This is a genomic window from Chryseobacterium sp. OSA05B (genome assembly GCF_019970065.1).
In the GTDB taxonomy this organism is placed as follows: domain Bacteria; phylum Bacteroidota; class Bacteroidia; order Flavobacteriales; family Weeksellaceae; genus Chryseobacterium.
This window is the reverse complement of record NZ_JAHXYH010000004.1, coordinates 418,764-435,474: the sequence shown is the minus strand read 5'-3', so window position 1 is coordinate 435,474 and position 16,711 is coordinate 418,764. Positions and strand designations below refer to the sequence as shown.

The following is a 16,711-nucleotide window of genomic DNA, read 5'->3' as shown; positions in this document are numbered from 1 at the left end:
TTTTTAAAAGTTAGCCTTTAATGAAAAACCAAGTGAACGTGTAATAGGCATACCAAACATATCAACCCCTACACCACCAGGATTTACACCTGATACCTGTTCCGGATCAAATGGTGCCTTTTTGTAAAAAAAGAAAAGGTTTGTCCCGATTACACTCAAAGTTATATCTTTAAAATATTTTGCATTCACATTTAAAGTATATGACGCAGATGCCTGTCTCAATCTGATAGTAGTGGCGTTATAGATATAGGCCTCGTTGATTCCATCACTTCCTCCTACTAAATTATAGTATGCATGTGCATCTGTACTCCCTGTATAAGGTGTTCCATTGGCATACACTGCATTAGGAATAACAACTCCTCCCGCATCTCTGGCATCAGCTGTAGCCTGACTTACTCCGAACTTGTCATTTAATGCCTGAGTCATTCCAAGTACCTTCCCGCCAAATTTACCGTCAATCAGGAAGTTTAAATTGAATTTTCCTACATTAAATGAGCTGCTGAAACCAAGCATAAATTTAGGATTGGGATTCCCCAGGTACTGTCTCTGATTGGGATCTTTTGAAGGCAATCCATTTTCGTCCACAATAATTCTTCCCTGATTATCTCTCAAGAATACGGTTCCATAAAGATCTCCAAAAGAACCTCCTTTTTTGATCACATTAAATCCGCCCCCGTTAAGAGTAAATAATTTTTCCGAATCAGGATAAAAACCGGAAGGAAATACTTCCTTGATTTTATTTTTATTGGCCGAAGCATTTACGGTAGCTGTCCATCCAAATTTCTCACCACTGAATACTTTATAGGATAAGCTGGATTCGAAACCTATGTTTTGAATTCTGCCCGCATTGATATCCCACTTTCCAATCGTAGTGGTATAATATCCTGTAGCGTCTACTCCCTTCAGATATTGATCTGTCGTCATGGAGTTATAATATGTGAAATCAAAACTTAGCTTATTGCCGAATAATTTGAATTCTGTTCCCGCCTCAAAACTTTTATTTTTTTCCGGTTTTGGAAAAAGAGAGGTAAGTTCAGGGTATAGGCGAATATCAACAGGTGATGATGTATAAGTTCCGGTAACCACGCCCGCATTAAAGATAGGTTGAGGCAAGGTAGAGTTAGGATCCAATGCATTTCCGACCGTCGCATATGAAGTTCTCAACTTCCAGAAATTGATAAAATCCGGGAGTTTAAAAATTTCATTCATGATTCCGTTCACCCCTACGGATTCGTAATCAAAAGATCTGTTCGGTGCTCCTGCTAATGTTGAAGACCAGTCATTTCTGAAAGTCAGGTCTAAATAAAGCATTTTTTTATACCCGAAATTGGCACTGGCAAAGAAGGACTGATCATTTCGGTTGTAATTCATAATGGTATAATTCAACCCGTTTCCAAAGGTTCCTTCTCCTGTGCTGTTCCCCCAATCCAGATTATTCAAAGCAAAAAGATTCGCGATAAATAGCTTGTTGTTTTCTATATTGGTTACCGTGGTTTTAGAATCTGAAACACTTCCACCGACTGTAAAGTCCATGCTGAGATTATCATTGATCTTAGGGTTACCCACCAATATAAAATCCCCGTAGGTTGACGTTCTTTCAATCGTATTTTTATAAATTTTACCGTTATTATTCCCACCCAGAACAATCGGTAAGGAGAAAACAGAAACATTACGCTGGCTGTCAGAGTTGAAGTAGTTATAATTACCTCTTGCCTTTGCTACAAGCCAATTGTTGATGGTATAGCTAAGCGCTGCAGACCCGTAAAAAGTTTTATTTTTTGTATTGACTGCATTTCTATTAAGAATCCAGTATGGATTCTGAGAATTTTCACCGTTAAAACCTCCGTCAGGCTTTATTGCCCACCAGTTTTGAGCCGGTAAGTAACGCGTTTGGTCAAAATAAGTATAATTATCACCACTGTAATTGTCAAAATTAATTCCCCTAGGCAACCAGTACAAGCTGTTAAGCGGTGAAAAATAAGTTCCTGGTGTAAGTCTGTTCTTCGAATCCTGCAAAGACGCCATTACATTGGCATCTAAAACCAGTTTGTCATCCAAAAACTTGCTTGTGTTTCTGAAATTCAGGTTATACTGATCAAACGTAGAAGTTGGTATCACCCCTTTATTCGTGGTATTTCCCAAAGAAAAGAAACTTGAAGACTTATCATTTCCTGCCTGGAAGGTTAATCCGTTCGTCCATGTTATCCCTGTATCAAAGAAATCCTTTACGTGATCTTTTGAACTTCCTTTAGCTCCCCAGCTGTCCTGTGATCCGGTAGTTCCGGTAGACGCGTCGTAAGGAGTTGTCTGCAGATAACTGTATTGTAATTTGGGCAAATTATACACTTTATCAAACGTAAGACTTGAGGTAAATGAAAGAAGTCCCTTTCCTTTCGCTCCTGTCTTTGTAACGATCAATACCGCTCCGTTTCCTCCGGCAGCACCATACAATGCAGCTGCAGAAGCTCCTTTTAAGAAATTGATACTTTCAATATCTTCAGGGTTTATTGTACTTAATACATCGCCGGTATCAGGCATTGACGCAAAATAATCAACGTTCGGACCTGTCGTACCCTGGGTTCCGGTATTATTAATGATAGGAATCCCGTCAATTACATACAGTGGCTGGCTGTTTCTCGTAGATTTATCTCCCCTCATGACCACTCTTACCGATCCTCCGGCGCCCCCATTGGTTTTGTTTATCTGTACGTTGGAAACCTTTCCATTGATGGAGTTTAAAAGATTGGGCGTTTTCACTTCCGTCAGTTCATCCCCACCTATCTGCTGGCTGGAGTACGTCAAAGAGCGGGCCTGCCTTTTTATCCCCAAAGAGGTCACAACCACCTCTTCGATGTTGGTTGTTTTAGCAGTATCTGCCTTTTTTGTCTCCTGTGCTTGGGCAGATAAAGAAATAGCTAATAAAACCGGTATAACAGTTTTTCTCATAAGGTTAGTTTTATTAAGATTTATTTGAGAATCAACCACATCCCTTTAAATGTTATTTACTGGATAAAACAATATTTATCTTATTCTTTTCGCAAGATTATGTTCTACCCACATCAAATAATTAAAGTTTTGTTAAGATTTAATTCATATTAGCAAATCTAAATTTTGTTGACAGCTGGATATAATGTTATTTTATCATAAAACGATATTATTTATTCAGGTCATTTTTCAAAGTTCCATTTACACCCTGATTTGCAGCATTGTAAAGTGATTTCACACTTCAGGTTTTTTCAGCAATAATTATAACATTTTTTTAACATTTCCCCATTAAAATCATCTTGATATGCAACAAAAAAATCCGGATAAAACTATCCGGATGGTGAAAATGTATCATGTATTTCTTTAATTCAAAATGGGTTACTCGATTTTCTTTACCCCTTTAAAAAGTTCTTTAAACTCTGTAGGCGTTGTTTTTTTAATGGATTTAAAAACTTTGTTGAAATTGGCAATATTATTAAAACCCGCCTCAAATGCGGTCTCAAAAACTGTCAGATTCTTCTCCATAAGCCATCGGGCGGCATAGCTTATCCGGATTTCATTCAGATAATTCACAAAAGTCTTACCTGTTCTTTTTTTGATGAACCTGTTAAATGTGACACTGCTCATATTGATCAGTGAAGCTGCGTCATGAAGTGTTATTTTACTCTCAAAATTCTTGTGTACAAAGTCGTGAACGATCTTCATTTTATCATTATCGGCGAAGGTTTCCAACTCAATGCTGTAGGAAGATAAAACTGTTTTGTCCTCGGCAATAGCCAGCTCATTAAGAATTTTCATGATCTCAATAAATGATTCAAAACTGTTCATTTTGGATAAATTGAAAAAGGAGTCTTTCAGCTTTTCTGCCGTTTCCTGAGAAAACAGAATACCCCGTATTGAGTCCTTCATAAGGTTGCTGATGGGTTTCAGAATATTTTTATCCATCATCGACTGATTAAAAAAATCCTGATTGAACTGCACGGTGATCTCATGTGTTTTCCGGTTTTTACACTTATGGTTGGCCCAGCAGTGTGGGAGATTAGGACCAACTAACACCAGTTCGATGTCACCGATTTCTCCTGTATGGTCGCCAATCATCCGGCGGTATCCCTTTCCCTTGCTGATAAAATTGATCTCGATCTCCGGATGATAATGATACGGAAAATCGAAAGATGCCTTTATACGGTCAAACACAAGAAAACTGTCCTCGGGAGATAATGGGGTTATTTCTCTCAAAATATTTTCTAGCTTACTCATCTAATCTTCGAAGAAATTAAAGTTATCATTCAATACACTACGTTTTTGCAAAATTGATAAAAAACCAATCAACTAATATATAATTTTTATTTTTTTTCTATTTTTAATTAAAAAGCAACACGAAAAAGAAAAATAAAATCCATAATAGATAATAAAAATCATATAAATTCTGGAAAATCGGATCATAATGAAAAGAGGTTTCTATTTATTAATACCGTGAAAACCTTCTTTTTTGTATCTTTAAGCTAAAGTAATTGTATGCAGCAGCAGCTTATTTTTGAAGATCACTACAAAAAACTCGGGCTCGAACTATTCTCTCAGGAAAATCTTGAGAAGATCAATGGAACTCAATTCAGATATGACATCAAAATCCTTTTCATTCCGGAGGGTTATGAGCTTACCGTAGATTTCAATCATTATCAAGTGTCAAAACCTACCCTGTTCTTTCTTACCAGCCAGCATCTTAAGATAGAAAAAGGACAAAAGGAATCTATGCTTCTGTACTATAACCGTGATTTTTACTGTATTCAGATTCATGATAAAGAAGTAGCCTGTGATGGTCTTCTTTTCCATAATGTATTTGAAATCCCTTTTGTAGAGCTTACCGATTCGGAAACTGCTGATATTAAAAATTTATTCCAGCATATAAAAGATGAGCTGCAATGGAAAGATTCTTCTGCCGAGGAAATGATTCGAACCTATGTAAAACAAATCATCATCCGTGCAACCAGGAACTGGAAAAAACAGCATCTTAATAATGACACGGTGAAAATTCCTGGATCTGAACTTGATGTCTTCAGAGATTTCAGCAGATATCTGGAAATTCATTTCAGGGAAAAACACAATGTTTCAGATTATGCGGAACTCCTTCATATCGCACCGAAAACATTAACCCATAAGTTTAAAAACCTAAATATTGAATCCCCCAACCAGTTCATCATCAACAGAATTTTACTGGAAGCAAAGAGGCTTCTTTTCTACACCGATAAACCTGTGAAAGAGATCGCCTATGATCTTGGTTATGAAGATCCGGCTTATTTCAACCGGCTTTTCACCCATAAAACAGGAAGCACACCCGCCAATTTCAAGAAAAATTACTCATCGGGAAAAAAGTACAATATTTAAGTCTTTTTATCTATTGAATCCAGCTTTTAAGCGATTTATCTTTGTATCATCAAAATCAATATATTAAAAACAACAAAAAGCAAACATTATGAGACGTAACGCAACAGCCGTTTGGAACGGTAACATCAAAGAAGGTAAAGGACATTTAACCACTCAAAGTACGACTTTAAACGAAACCCAGTATTCTTTCAACAGCCGTTTCGCAGACGGAGTGGGAACCAATCCTGAAGAACTTCTTGCTGCAGCACACGCAGGATGCTTCACGATGAAACTGAGTGCTGAACTTTCCCAGGCAGGTTTTACGCCTGAAGAATTAAAAACAACTTCTGTCATCACTCTTGATCCAAGCGTAGGAAAAATCACAAAATCTGAACTGACTTTAACCGCAAAAGTTCCGGGAATTTCAGAAGAAGAATTCCAGAAATTGGCTAAAATTGCAGAAGAAGGATGCCCGGTGAGCGCCGCTTTCAATTTTGAAATTACTTTGAATGCTACTTTAGCTTAATTATATTCAAATTTCTTTATGTAAACCATTAGGGTTTTCTTAATTAGTCTGATCTGATTAAAAAATCTTAATGGTTTATTTTTTTCCCGCAGCTCACTCAGATTATACAGACTTTATTAGAAATCCCATAGTTCAAGAAAACAAAAGGTTTTCAAAAAAACTTAAGTGGACTTCTTATGCATAATGTATTTAACTTAAAAATAACTTAAGTGTTCAAAAACTTTTGTGGTAAAAAAACAGTTACAAAATAAAATATACCAATCGGTATATTTTTGTATATTTGCATTGAAATTAAACACTTAAATGTCAAAAGCAGAAAAGACCAAACAGTTCATCATTGAGAAAACAGCGTCTTTGTTCAATACCAAAGGCTATACTTCTACGTCTTTATCTGACATTACGGAAGCTACAGGTTTGACCAAAGGAAGCATTTATGGAAACTTCGGCAATAAAGATGAAGTCGCGCTTGAGGTGTACAAATACAACTCCAGCCTTCTTGCTAAAAGTATGGCCAAATCTTTAGGAGATGAATTTCCAACCACGATTGACAAATTAAATGCTTTTGTCAATTTTTACCGTAAAAACTGGAAAGCTGTATTTGAAAACGGAGGCTGCCCTTTGATGAATGCCGCTACCGAGGCCGATGATACTTTTCCCAGTCTGAAAAAGCAGGTGACCCAATCTTTTGAAGGATGGATTAAAAAGATATCTTCCGTCATTAAAGATGGTAAGGACAACGGAGCGATACACCAAACTATAAATGCTGACGAATACGGATCATTATTCATCATGATGGTAGAAGGCGGAATCCTGCTTGCTAAAACAACAGAAGACGAAAAATATCTGCATCTGGCTTTAGACAGGATATTATTGATGATCGACAAAGAATTAAAAATACTTCCCTCATAAATTTTTCAATATGGAAACAAAAAAAGTGGCTATCGTAGGATACAGCAGAATTCCTTTCGCAAGAATCAATACAGCCTATGCAGATCTGGACAATCAGGAGCTTCTTGTAGCTTCCCTTAACGGACTGATCAACAAATACAACCTGCAGGGAAAACTTCTTGGTGAAGTAGCCGGTGGTGCAGTAATCAAACACATTTCCGAAAGCAACCTCATCAGAGAATCCGTGATGAATACGGCACTGGATCCCGCAACTCCCGCATGCGATCTTCAGCAAGCCTGTGATACGGGAATTGAAGCTGCTGTTTACATTGGAAATAAAATTGCCCTCGGACAGATAGAAAACGGTATTGCCTGTGGTGTTGAAGCCATGAGTAACATCCCGTTTGAATCTGCTCCAAGGTTAAGAAAAGCCCTGTTAAAAGCCAATAAAGAAAAATCAGTATTTGGAAAGCTAAAACAGCTGCTCACTCCAAAACTGAAAGACTGGATGCCAATTCCTTACAAAGGACAGGAGCCCAAAACAGGCCTGGTGATGGGCGGTCACACAGAAATCACAGCCAAATATTACAACATCTCCCGTGAGGAACAGGATGAACTGGCTTTAAAAAGTCATCAGAATATGGCTAAAGCCTACGATGAAGGATTTTTTGATGATATGATTATTCCTGCTTTCGGCCTGGAAAAAGACAATAATCTCCGCAGAGATACCAGCATTGAAAAACTTTCCCAGCTGAAACCGGCTTTTGATAAAGAGAATGGAACATTGACTGCCGGAAACTCCACCCCTTTTACAGATGGTGCTTCAGCCGTTTTAATGGGCAGCGAAGAATGGGCAAATGCCAATGGCTTTCCTATTTTAGCGTATGTGACTTTTTCAGAGGTGGCAGGCATTGAATATGTTGAAAATAAACAAAATCTGCTTCTGGCTCCGGTTTTCGCAGCAGACAGAATGCTTAAAAAGGCTGGAATGAGTCTCGAAGATTTTGATTATTATGAAATTCATGAAGCATTTGCTGCACAGGTTCTGGCCACCATCAAAATCTGGGAAAACGATGATCTGGCTAAAAAGTTCGGTCTAGAAAAAGCATTGGGAAAAATTGACAGGAATAAACTGAATGTAAAAGGCGGAAGTCTTGCCGTAGCACATCCTTTTGCAGCCACAGGCGGAAGAATTATCGGTACTCTGGCCAAACTGCTCCACGAAAAGGGAAGCGGAAAAGGCTTTATCTCTATCTGTGCGGCGCGAGGACAGGGGGTCACTATGATTTTAGAAAAATAAAACAAAAAATATGGACAGATTAGCACAACTGCAGCAATTCATCGGAAGGGAGTTTGATCAGTCACCGTCACCGTTTATGAAATGGCTCAATCCTATTGTACTTTCTGCAGAAGAAGGACATCTCGAGTTCCAATATACGGTACGACCGGAATGGCTGAACCCGATCGGAAATCTCCATGGCGGGGTAACCGCAGCTATCGTTGATGACATCATTGGAGCCACGATGTTCTCCCTGAACGAAAATTCTTTCATAACAACCATCAATAATGTGATCGATTATTTTTCAACTGCAAAAGAAAATGATAATATTGTAGCCGAAACGAAAATTATAAAAAGAGGCCGGCAGTTTGTCAATGCGCAATGCGAAATATGGAACGCAGACAAAACAAGACTGATTGCCAGAGGAACCTCTAATCTATTCAAAATTAATAACTAGATATGAAAAGAGTTGTCATTACAGGACTGGGCGCTGTGACGCCTTTGGGTAACAATGTCGAAGATTTTTGGCAAAACAGTATTAACGGGGTGAGCGGAGCAGGTTTGATTACCCATTTTGACTCAGAAAAATTTAAGGTACACTTCGCCTGTGAAGTGAAAAACTTTGATCCGAAAATTCATCTGACCCACAACGAAATAAAAAGAAGCGACCTGTTTTCACAATATGCCATGTATGCTTCCACAGAAGCTATCCAGGATTCCGGACTGGAGCTGGAAAAAATGGATCCGTTTGATACCGGAGTGATCTGGGGAACCGGCCAGGGCGGTATGCTCACCTTTGAAACCGAGGTCATGAATTTTGCAGAAGGCGACGGAACCCCAAGATTTAATCCTTTCTTTGTTCCTAAGTTCATCGCCAATATGGCTTCAGGAATGATTTCTATGAAGTTTGGTCTTCAGGGAATCAACTACACCACTATTTCAGCCTGTGCAACGGGAAATACAGCATTAATGGATGCTTTCAACTATATTCGTCTTGGAAAGGCCAAAGTAATCATCAGCGGAGGTTCTGAAGCGGCTGTCACACCGGCCTCTGTAGGCGGTTTCTCTATCATGAAGGCCATGTCTACCAGAAATGATGATTTTGCCACCGCAAGCCGTCCTTATGACACAGACAGAGACGGTTTTGTCATGGGTGAAGGTGCCGGAGCTCTGGTTCTTGAAGAATATGAGCACGCTAAAGCAAGAGGTGCTAAAATTTATGCTGAATTAGCCGGAGCTGCCATGACCGCAGATGCCTATCACATGACAGCACCTCATCCGGATGGAGTGAGCGCGATTAAAGCAATGCAGCTGGCTATGAAAGAAGCAGGTGCCAATTTAGAAGATCTTGATTATCTTAATCCTCACGCTACGTCTACTCCACTTGGAGACCTGGTAGAATTAAAAGCGATCAGCAAATTATTCGGAGGAAACAAAAATCTTGATATCAGTGCTACAAAATCCATGACCGGACACCTACTGGGTGCAGCGGGTGCAGCAGAAGCTATTCTTTCTATTAAAGCTGTAGAAAACGGAATTATCCCTCCCACAATTAATCTTCACAATATCGACGAAAGCATTCCTAAGGATGTGAATATCGTTTTTGGAGAGGCTAAAGAAAAGAATATCAATTTCGCGTTAAGCAATGCCTTTGGATTTGGAGGACATAATGCGACTTTGGTTTTCAAGAAATTCAACGGTTAATTGAATGAGCCTGAATTAATAGGTTTAATATAAATAATAAATTACCAATCTAAATAACAACAAAAAGCAGTCAAAATTGACTGCTTTTTGCCTTTCATTCTTCTTATTAAGAAATTTATTACTTTCTTAAATAACAGATCTTTTACTCAGAATCCTGTATAAAAAAATCATCCGCATTGTCTGCCATTGGAATATATAATCTTTCCCATTGTTCTCCTTCTTCTATTTCCCAGCTATGCCCCTCGCCTTCTACATCTTCTGCTAAAAGGATAATTCCCGGTTCGATATGGAATGTGGAACCATTACTTACCTTAAACCGGATCTTGCCTTTTAGGGTTACTACATATTGCTTTCGCGGGGCAGTGTGCACCTCTTTTTCCCACTCTTCAGTGGTCGTACTTATCCAAAAAGCGTTTGTGTTTATCTGCTTCAAAGTAGGAATTTTCCCCATTTCGAAATTACTGGTCCCATCGGGATTATTCACCAGCCTTACGGCAGGAACAGAATCACCTGTGCTTTTCAAATTATACTACTTTTTTTACAGTTATTATTCTGAATTAAGACCGCAGCCATTCCGAAGAAGAAAGGTATTTCTGATCGGGATAATAGATAAAAAGACAGTTTCGTCCTTTAATCGTATTAATGATAGGCTGTGTCAATGCTCTCGGCACTGCGGGACATCCCCAGCTTCTTCCGATTCTTTTGTGCTCTGATGCAAATTCATCGCTTACATAATCTGCTCCGTGCATCACGATAGCTCTTCTGTAGGCAGCATCATTAAATCCTTTATCCATTCCCAGCAGTTTCAGAGAATATCCATTGTCTCCCTGGTAAGTGGCATCCGTGATATAAAATCCCAAACTGCTCTGCAGCGAACTTTCCGTGTTAGAAAAATTCGCAGCAAATTCTTCGCCTGTATTTTTTCCGTGTGCTACCAGTGAATTAAACAGTACCTTCTTCTCGTTGGTATCAATCACCCAAAGTCTTTTTGTATTCGAAGACATAGAAAAATCGCAGATAGTCAATAAATGCGAGTCCTGATTCAGCAATCCTGCCTTTTTTAAATTTTCAAATCCTGTTAATGCTTTTGAGAATACCTCATAATTTAATTCATGCTCAGGATCAAATGGAATTGATTTGTACAATTCTTCTGATGAAGACGCTTTAGTGGCAGTCTTCTCAGATTTCGTGTCAGCTACTTTTTCAATTGTTGCTGTATTCACATTCTCGGTCTTTACTGCCTTTCCCGGCGAAAGATAGAATGAAGTCGTGACCATATAAACAAGGCCTAATACACTATAAATTCCTTTCATTCAATAATATTAAATTCCAAATTAGTGAGGCAAAATTATAAAAACATAATTACCAGCCTGTTATAAACTCGGAAAGTTTAACTGAATTTAAGAAACTTTAACTTCCTGATTTCGTGAATTAAAAGAGCTTATTTCTCTGAATCTCCAACAAATTCCAAACTCACAGAATTCATACAATACCGCAGCCCCGTAGGTTTCGGACCATCATCAAAAACGTGTCCAAGATGGGAATCACATCGTTTGCAGAGCACTTCTACCCTTTCCATTCCGTACGCTGTATCTCTTTTGTAATAAACGCCTTCTTTATCGGCCTCAAAAAAGCTCGGCCATCCGCAACTGCTGCTGAATTTTGACGTGGAGCGGAACAGATGGTTACCACAAACGGCACAATAGTAATCCCCAATCTCATCAAATTCATTATATTTTCCGGTAAAAGCTCTTTCTGTAGCGGCTTCCCTGGATATCGCATATAAGTCTGGAGCAAGGATCTTTTTCCATTCTTCGTTGGAAATATCAAGTTTTGCAGTATTGGTTCTGGAGTAATATGGATTGTTTTTTGCTTCTTTATTTTCCATAAGATTATTTAACTATTTTTTAGATTAAGCTTAAAAATTAAACCATAAGATACCCAAAAGCTCTTAACACCTTAGAATACGTTAGTTTTATAAAGCTTTTGTGACTTTTGTGATTAGATATTAGACTTCACAACCAAATTTAGTAAATTTGAGAATATGAATGATGAAGCCAAAAGAAAACAACTGAGAAAATATAAAGCATTTGCCACCGGATTATTTGTCCTGATGGCTGTTATTTTCATTGCCGCCACGCTCCTTCAAAAGTCGAATCCTTCCCATTGGCTGGGTTATGTAAGGGCTTTTTCCGAGGCTGCAATGGTGGGTGCTCTAGCAGACTGGTTCGCTGTAACCGCTTTATTCCGGCATCCGCTGGGTCTTCCGATTCCACATACGAATCTTATCGAAAACAGTAAACAGAGGCTGGGTGACAATCTCGGAAGCTTTGTGGTAAGCAATTTTCTTTCGCCACAGAATATCCGTCCTTATATCCAAAAGCTTAAAATTTCAAACTTTGTCGGCGAATGGCTCGCCAAGGAAAAAAGCCAGGATATCCTGATCAGGAATCTTTCAGACATCGTTCTTGATATTCTCAATAAGCTTGATGATACTTCGGTAAGCCAGTTTATCAGCAAAAAAGTTTCTGATATGACGGATGACATCAAGCTGAATAAAGTGGTTGGAAACGGGATCACTTATATTCTGGAGAAAAATGATCATCAGAGAATCATCACTAATCTTTCCAAGCAGATCAAAGAATATATTATCGAGAATGATGAAATGATCAAAGAGCGTGTTGAAAAAGGCAGCTATTCATTTATTCCGTCTTTTGTCGATAATAAAATTGCTGATAAAATTGCCAGCGGACTTTCTGATTTTTTCAAAGAAATTGAAGAAAATCCGGAACATGAAATCCGTAATCTGATTACTCAAAAAATTCACGAATTCTCTACCGATCTGAAGGAAGATCCGAAATGGGATGATGAATTTAAAACCATCAAAAACGGTCTTCTGAAAAGTGATAAACTGGACGAATATTCAAGTGACATCTGGATCTCCATCAAGAAAACATTAATGAAAGAGCTTCAGGACAACCAGTCTTCACTCAAAGGTTATCTCATTAAAAACCTGAATGAATTTTCCCAAAATTTAAAAACAGACGAAAATCTTCAGAACAAAATTGATCATTGGGTGAGAGTGACGGCTTACAAATACATCCTTAAAAACACCCATCAGTTTGGAAACCTCATCAGTTCTACCGTAGGAAACTGGCAGGGAAAAGAACTGAGCGAAAAGCTGGAACTGGAAGTAGGAAAAGACCTGCAGTTTATCCGGGTCAACGGAACACTCGTCGGCGGACTGGTAGGACTGATCATCTACACCATTGCCAACTTCTTCATTTAAAAAACTATTCACCACCAACCATGAAAAAACTCTTTATTACATTATTCCTCCCTCTCTTTGTACTCTGTTTCTGCCAGAAAGTTGAACTCAAGGCTGTAACCGATTCTTCACAAGTTTTCAAAGGCGAGATTGCAGGAGTTCCCGTGACCATGCAACTTCATTTCGCAGGGATTGCAGATTGCAGCCTGTATCAGTATTTTGTAGACGGATGGTATCATTACGATAAGTATCAGAAAAAGATCCCTCTGATCGGCATTTATGATTACGGAAAATTGTCCTTATATTATTTTGGAAACAAACAAAAGCAGAATTCCAAAATGTTGAAAGATCAGATCACTTCACCTCAGAAAGTGGAAAAAATTGCTGAGATTGCGGAAACCCTTAACCCTAAAGAGTCTATTACTTTTACAACAGATAATCCTAAAGAAAATTCTATTACGGGAAATTTTTATGCGGATAAAAAAACGCAACCGGCAAAGCTGTTTACCGGAAATGATATGATCTACCGCTTCAACAATTATCTGACTTTACCCAACAACAAAAAGATCAATACGTTTGATTTCATTAATAAACATGGAGGAAACCAGTTGATTTCTTACGCATCGGGAGACAATGGGAACCGTATTTTACTGTACTTTGAACATTCCTCCAATTTAAATGCGTGCGGAAGATGCGGAGCCAGCGAAGGGGAAAAGGGTTATAGAATCCTGTACTTTACCAAAGACTGGAATTATAAAAACTATGAAGAATTTCTTACTGAAAGCTGTCTGGAAAACATTTATGATACGATAGAAACAAAATCTCAGGACCGGAAAATTTTAAAGTATAAAATTAAAAAATCTTCATCTACAGCAGCGTACAGTCTTACCGTAGATATAAAAAATGCCTCTGTCGTAAAGGCAAAATAAAAAGAGAACCTTAAGCTCTCTTTTTTACTTTATCTTGGAAGCCTGCTAGCTCTCGTTAAAATTTCTTTATTGATCTCATTGATCAGTTCCGGGCCTTCATAGATAAATCCGGTGTAAAGCTGGACAAGACTTGCTCCTGCATCCAGTTTCTCGATCGCATCTTTAGCTGAGTGAATTCCTCCTACTCCAATGATCGGGAAAGCTCTGTTGCTTTTGTCGGAAAGGTATTTGATCATTTTTGTACTTCTTTCACGGATGGGCTTTCCGCTCAATCCACCATTTCCTATCTGTTCTAGAACTTCAGGAGAGGTTTTCAGACCTTCGCGGTTGACAGAGGTATTGGAAACAATCACACCGTCAATTTTTGTTTCTGCAATCAGCTCGACAATTTCATCTAACTGAGCGTTATTAAGATCCGGGGCAATTTTAAGTAATATGGGTTTCTGTACAGATTTTGACAGATTGATTTTCTGTACTTCCGTAATCAACTCGCGCAGATAGTCTACATCTTCAAGTTTAGCGTGGCTTCCCACATTCGGGCAGCTTACATTCAGTACAAAATAATCTACATGAGGATGAAGTCCTTCAAAACAATCCAGATAATCCTGGGTATAATTTTCCGGGGTTGTATCAGTGTTTTTTCCGATGTTTCCACCGATGATTATTTTTCCTTTGTTGGATTTCAGTTTTTCGATTGCTGCTTCAAGACCATCATTATTGAATCCCATTCTGTTGATAATCCCACCATCTTCAATGAGACGGAACAATCTTTTCTTCGGGTTTCCTGCCTGCGCTCTCGGTGTTACGGTTCCTATTTCTACGAATCCGAAACCAAGATCACCCAATTCGTTGAACAGGACGGCATTTTTATCAAAGCCGGCAGCCAGTCCTACAGGATTTTTAAATTTCAATCCGAAAACTTCTCTTTCCAGACGTTTGTCTTCAATAGGTTTTGGAAAAAATAGTTTGGTAAGAAATCCGAAATTTTTAAGCATTGAAAATGTAAAATGATGAACTTCTTCGGGATCGAATTTGAAGAGAATGGGTCTGATGATACTTTTGTACATTGAAAAAAAGTTTTACAAAAATACTTAATTTAAAATTAACCTTCGGCTACCCTATGATATTTTATCAAAAAATCTATTATAAATACCATCTATAAATGCAACTATCTGCGTGATATGTGAAATCAAACTGCTTTATCCTTGTTAAGATTTTGAACCCTAACAAAGATACTTCATTGAAATTTTGCACTTCAATTAAGAATACGAGCTCAAATCGAAATTCAAAATAGCTCCTACTCTTTTAAACTCATCATCTATAGTAGCATTTACCGTAATTCTTTCATTAGAAATTGGGTGACTAAAAACTAATTGATGGGCGTGAAGCGTCATTTTGTTGATACCAAAGGTTTGAAGCCACAATTTATTTTGTTTATTGCAACCGTGTTTACGGCAGCCTAAAATCGGATGCAGAATATGTTTAAAATGTTTTCTCAACTGATGAAACCTTCCCGTTTCAGGAATCGCTTCTACTAAACAATATCTTGAAGTCTGATGTTTTAAAAAAGGTAAATTGATTTCTGATTTTTGTAAAAGATGGTAATAAGTAACTGCATTTTGCCTGACTTCATTTTCATTGATTAAATCATAATCAATCGTTTCTTCTTCTTTTGTCCAACCCCGAAGAATTGCCAGGTATTTCTTCTCCACGTCGCGTGATGCAAACTGTTCGCTCATGATTCTAAGGGTATCTTTATCTAAAGTAAACAGCAGAACCCCCGAAGTTTTCCGGTCTAATCGATGTACAGGAAACACTTTTTGTCCTATTTGGTTTCTCAATTCCTGAATAGCATACGTATCGGCTTCTCCCGCATAAAAAGATTTATGAACCAGTAATCCGCTGGGTTTGTTGATGGCAATAATATGCTCGTCGCGATACAGAATTTCTAACATGGGACAAAAGTAGAAATTTTCGACTGATTTAGCCCTGATTGAGTGGCATGTTTGAGCTCATTTTTGGATAATTGTCGCGGCGGCTCCGCCGCCGCGACAATTATCCAAAAATAGCGAGTAGCGAAAGTAGGTTCCCGGCTCCTGAAAATAGTACAAAGTTTTGCCGTTATCAGTTTTATTTCTCTATTTTCGCGCAAAAATTACTTTATGAAATTATTATTTTCGGCTTTATTCATGGCCTTTTTCTTTATTTCGACCTCCGCACAGGTTTCAGATTCTCTTAAACTCGGGAAGAATAACCGTGAATTTTTTATCAAAGGTGATCAGAAATTCAAGTTCTCGGAATATAAAAAGGTATTTACCAATCCTGAAGCTTTAGGCTACATGAAAAAAGCGAATACCAACGGTACGATAGCACAGATCTTCGGAGCTATAGGCGGCGGTTTGGTAGGTTTCGGACTGGCAAAAGAAGTATTCCGGACGAAAACAACGTATCAAAATGGTGTTGCCTACAAGAAAAAAGATAAAGGCGGCTGGGGATTGGTAGGAATTGGTCTGGGAGCGATCGGAATCGGGATTCCTTTTGCCATAAGCTCGGGAAAGAACATGAAAAAGGCTATCAATACACAGAATCAGGCTGGAGGAACAGATGAAACGAAAACAACTTCGTACAAACTTGATCTTACAGGAAACAGCATTGGTCTTACTTATAGTTTCTAAAATCCGCATAATCTGTTCAATCTGCGAGAGTTTTTAATGCAACCTTTTATCATTTAAACTTAAATTTTAGGGTGATTAAAAGGAATCAAAAAGTTG

General features: G+C 38.3%; 16 protein-coding genes. 9 read left to right on the top strand and 7 right to left on the bottom strand.

Going from position 1 to position 16,711, the window contains the following annotated elements; translation table 11 throughout:
- Nucleotides 1-3: 3 nt before the first annotated feature.
- A complete protein-coding gene (locus tag LC419_RS17700; RefSeq protein WP_223608605.1) occupies nt 4-2,946 on the bottom strand; it encodes a SusC/RagA family TonB-linked outer membrane protein in 2,943 nt (980 codons plus the stop codon).
- A 417-nt stretch (nt 2,947-3,363) separates the two neighbouring features.
- Complete coding sequence (locus LC419_RS17695; protein WP_223608604.1) at nt 3,364-4,242, bottom strand: AraC family transcriptional regulator; 879 nt, start codon at nt 4,240-4,242, stop codon at nt 3,364-3,366.
- A gap of 258 nt (nt 4,243-4,500) precedes the next feature.
- Here LC419_RS17695 and LC419_RS17690 point away from each other — a divergent pair, with 258 nt between their 5' ends.
- The 6 genes from LC419_RS17690 to fabF all read left to right on the top strand — a co-directional run bounded on the left by LC419_RS17690 (nt 4,501) and on the right by fabF (nt 9,743).
- Nucleotides 4,501-5,367, top strand: a complete 867-nt coding sequence (locus tag LC419_RS17690) for an AraC family transcriptional regulator (RefSeq protein WP_223608603.1) — start codon at nt 4,501-4,503, stop codon at nt 5,365-5,367.
- Between the two features lie 88 nt (nt 5,368-5,455).
- On the top strand, nt 5,456-5,872 hold the full coding sequence (locus LC419_RS17685) for an OsmC family protein (RefSeq protein WP_223608602.1): 417 nt from the start codon (nt 5,456-5,458) through the stop codon (nt 5,870-5,872).
- 303 nt (nt 5,873-6,175) lie between these two features.
- Nucleotides 6,176-6,781, top strand: coding sequence for a TetR/AcrR family transcriptional regulator (locus LC419_RS17680; RefSeq protein WP_223608601.1), 606 nt, complete (start codon nt 6,176-6,178; stop codon nt 6,779-6,781).
- Nucleotides 6,782-6,791: 10 nt separating this feature from the next.
- On the top strand, nt 6,792-8,060 hold the full coding sequence (locus tag LC419_RS17675) for an acetyl-CoA C-acetyltransferase (RefSeq protein ID WP_223608600.1): 1,269 nt from the start codon (nt 6,792-6,794) through the stop codon (nt 8,058-8,060).
- 10 nt (nt 8,061-8,070) lie between these two features.
- Nucleotides 8,071-8,496 (top strand): PaaI family thioesterase, encoded by a 426-nt coding sequence (locus LC419_RS17670; RefSeq protein ID WP_223608599.1) that lies wholly within the window; start codon nt 8,071-8,073, stop codon nt 8,494-8,496.
- 2 nt (nt 8,497-8,498) lie between these two features.
- Entirely contained in the window at nt 8,499-9,743 is a 1,245-nt protein-coding gene (gene fabF, locus LC419_RS17665) for a beta-ketoacyl-ACP synthase II (RefSeq protein WP_223608598.1), read from the top strand.
- A gap of 142 nt (nt 9,744-9,885) precedes the next feature.
- On the opposite strand, the gene LC419_RS17660 is transcribed toward fabF, so the two are convergent.
- The 3 genes from LC419_RS17660 to msrB form a co-directional block, all read right to left on the bottom strand.
- On the bottom strand, nt 9,886-10,266 hold the full coding sequence (locus tag LC419_RS17660) for a hypothetical protein (protein WP_223608597.1): 381 nt from the start codon (nt 10,264-10,266) through the stop codon (nt 9,886-9,888).
- 34 nt (nt 10,267-10,300) lie between these two features.
- Nucleotides 10,301-11,056: a murein L,D-transpeptidase catalytic domain family protein gene (locus LC419_RS17655; protein ID WP_223608596.1), complete on the bottom strand. Its 756-nt coding sequence runs from the start codon at nt 11,054-11,056 to the stop codon at nt 10,301-10,303.
- Nucleotides 11,057-11,184: 128 nt separating this feature from the next.
- Nucleotides 11,185-11,631, bottom strand: a complete 447-nt coding sequence (msrB, locus tag LC419_RS17650; RefSeq protein ID WP_223608595.1) for a peptide-methionine (R)-S-oxide reductase MsrB — start codon at nt 11,629-11,631, stop codon at nt 11,185-11,187.
- A gap of 156 nt (nt 11,632-11,787) precedes the next feature.
- On the opposite strand from msrB, the gene LC419_RS17645 reads away from it, so the two are divergent.
- Together LC419_RS17645 and LC419_RS17640 are read left to right on the top strand one after the other, a co-directional pair.
- Nucleotides 11,788-13,032 carry a DUF445 domain-containing protein gene (locus LC419_RS17645; protein ID WP_223608594.1) on the top strand — a complete coding sequence of 415 codons (1,245 nt, stop codon included), beginning with the start codon at nt 11,788-11,790 and terminating at the stop codon, nt 13,030-13,032.
- Nucleotides 13,033-13,052: 20 nt separating this feature from the next.
- Nucleotides 13,053-13,940, top strand: coding sequence for a hypothetical protein (locus tag LC419_RS17640; protein ID WP_223608593.1), 888 nt, complete (start codon nt 13,053-13,055; stop codon nt 13,938-13,940).
- A 29-nt stretch (nt 13,941-13,969) separates the two neighbouring features.
- Here LC419_RS17640 and LC419_RS17635 read toward each other — a convergent pair whose 3' ends face one another.
- Both LC419_RS17635 and LC419_RS17630 read right to left on the bottom strand, forming a co-directional pair.
- Nucleotides 13,970-15,007: a quinone-dependent dihydroorotate dehydrogenase gene (locus LC419_RS17635; protein ID WP_223608592.1), complete on the bottom strand. Its 1,038-nt coding sequence runs from the start codon at nt 15,005-15,007 to the stop codon at nt 13,970-13,972.
- Between the two features lie 192 nt (nt 15,008-15,199).
- The gene (locus LC419_RS17630; protein WP_223608591.1) at nt 15,200-15,895 is read right to left on the bottom strand and encodes a pseudouridine synthase; all 696 of its coding nucleotides are present in this window, start codon (nt 15,893-15,895) and stop codon (nt 15,200-15,202) included.
- 207 nt (nt 15,896-16,102) lie between these two features.
- On the opposite strand from LC419_RS17630, the gene LC419_RS17625 reads away from it, so the two are divergent.
- On the top strand, nt 16,103-16,615 hold the full coding sequence (locus LC419_RS17625; RefSeq protein ID WP_223608590.1) for a hypothetical protein: 513 nt from the start codon (nt 16,103-16,105) through the stop codon (nt 16,613-16,615).
- Nucleotides 16,616-16,711 lie beyond the last annotated feature (96 nt).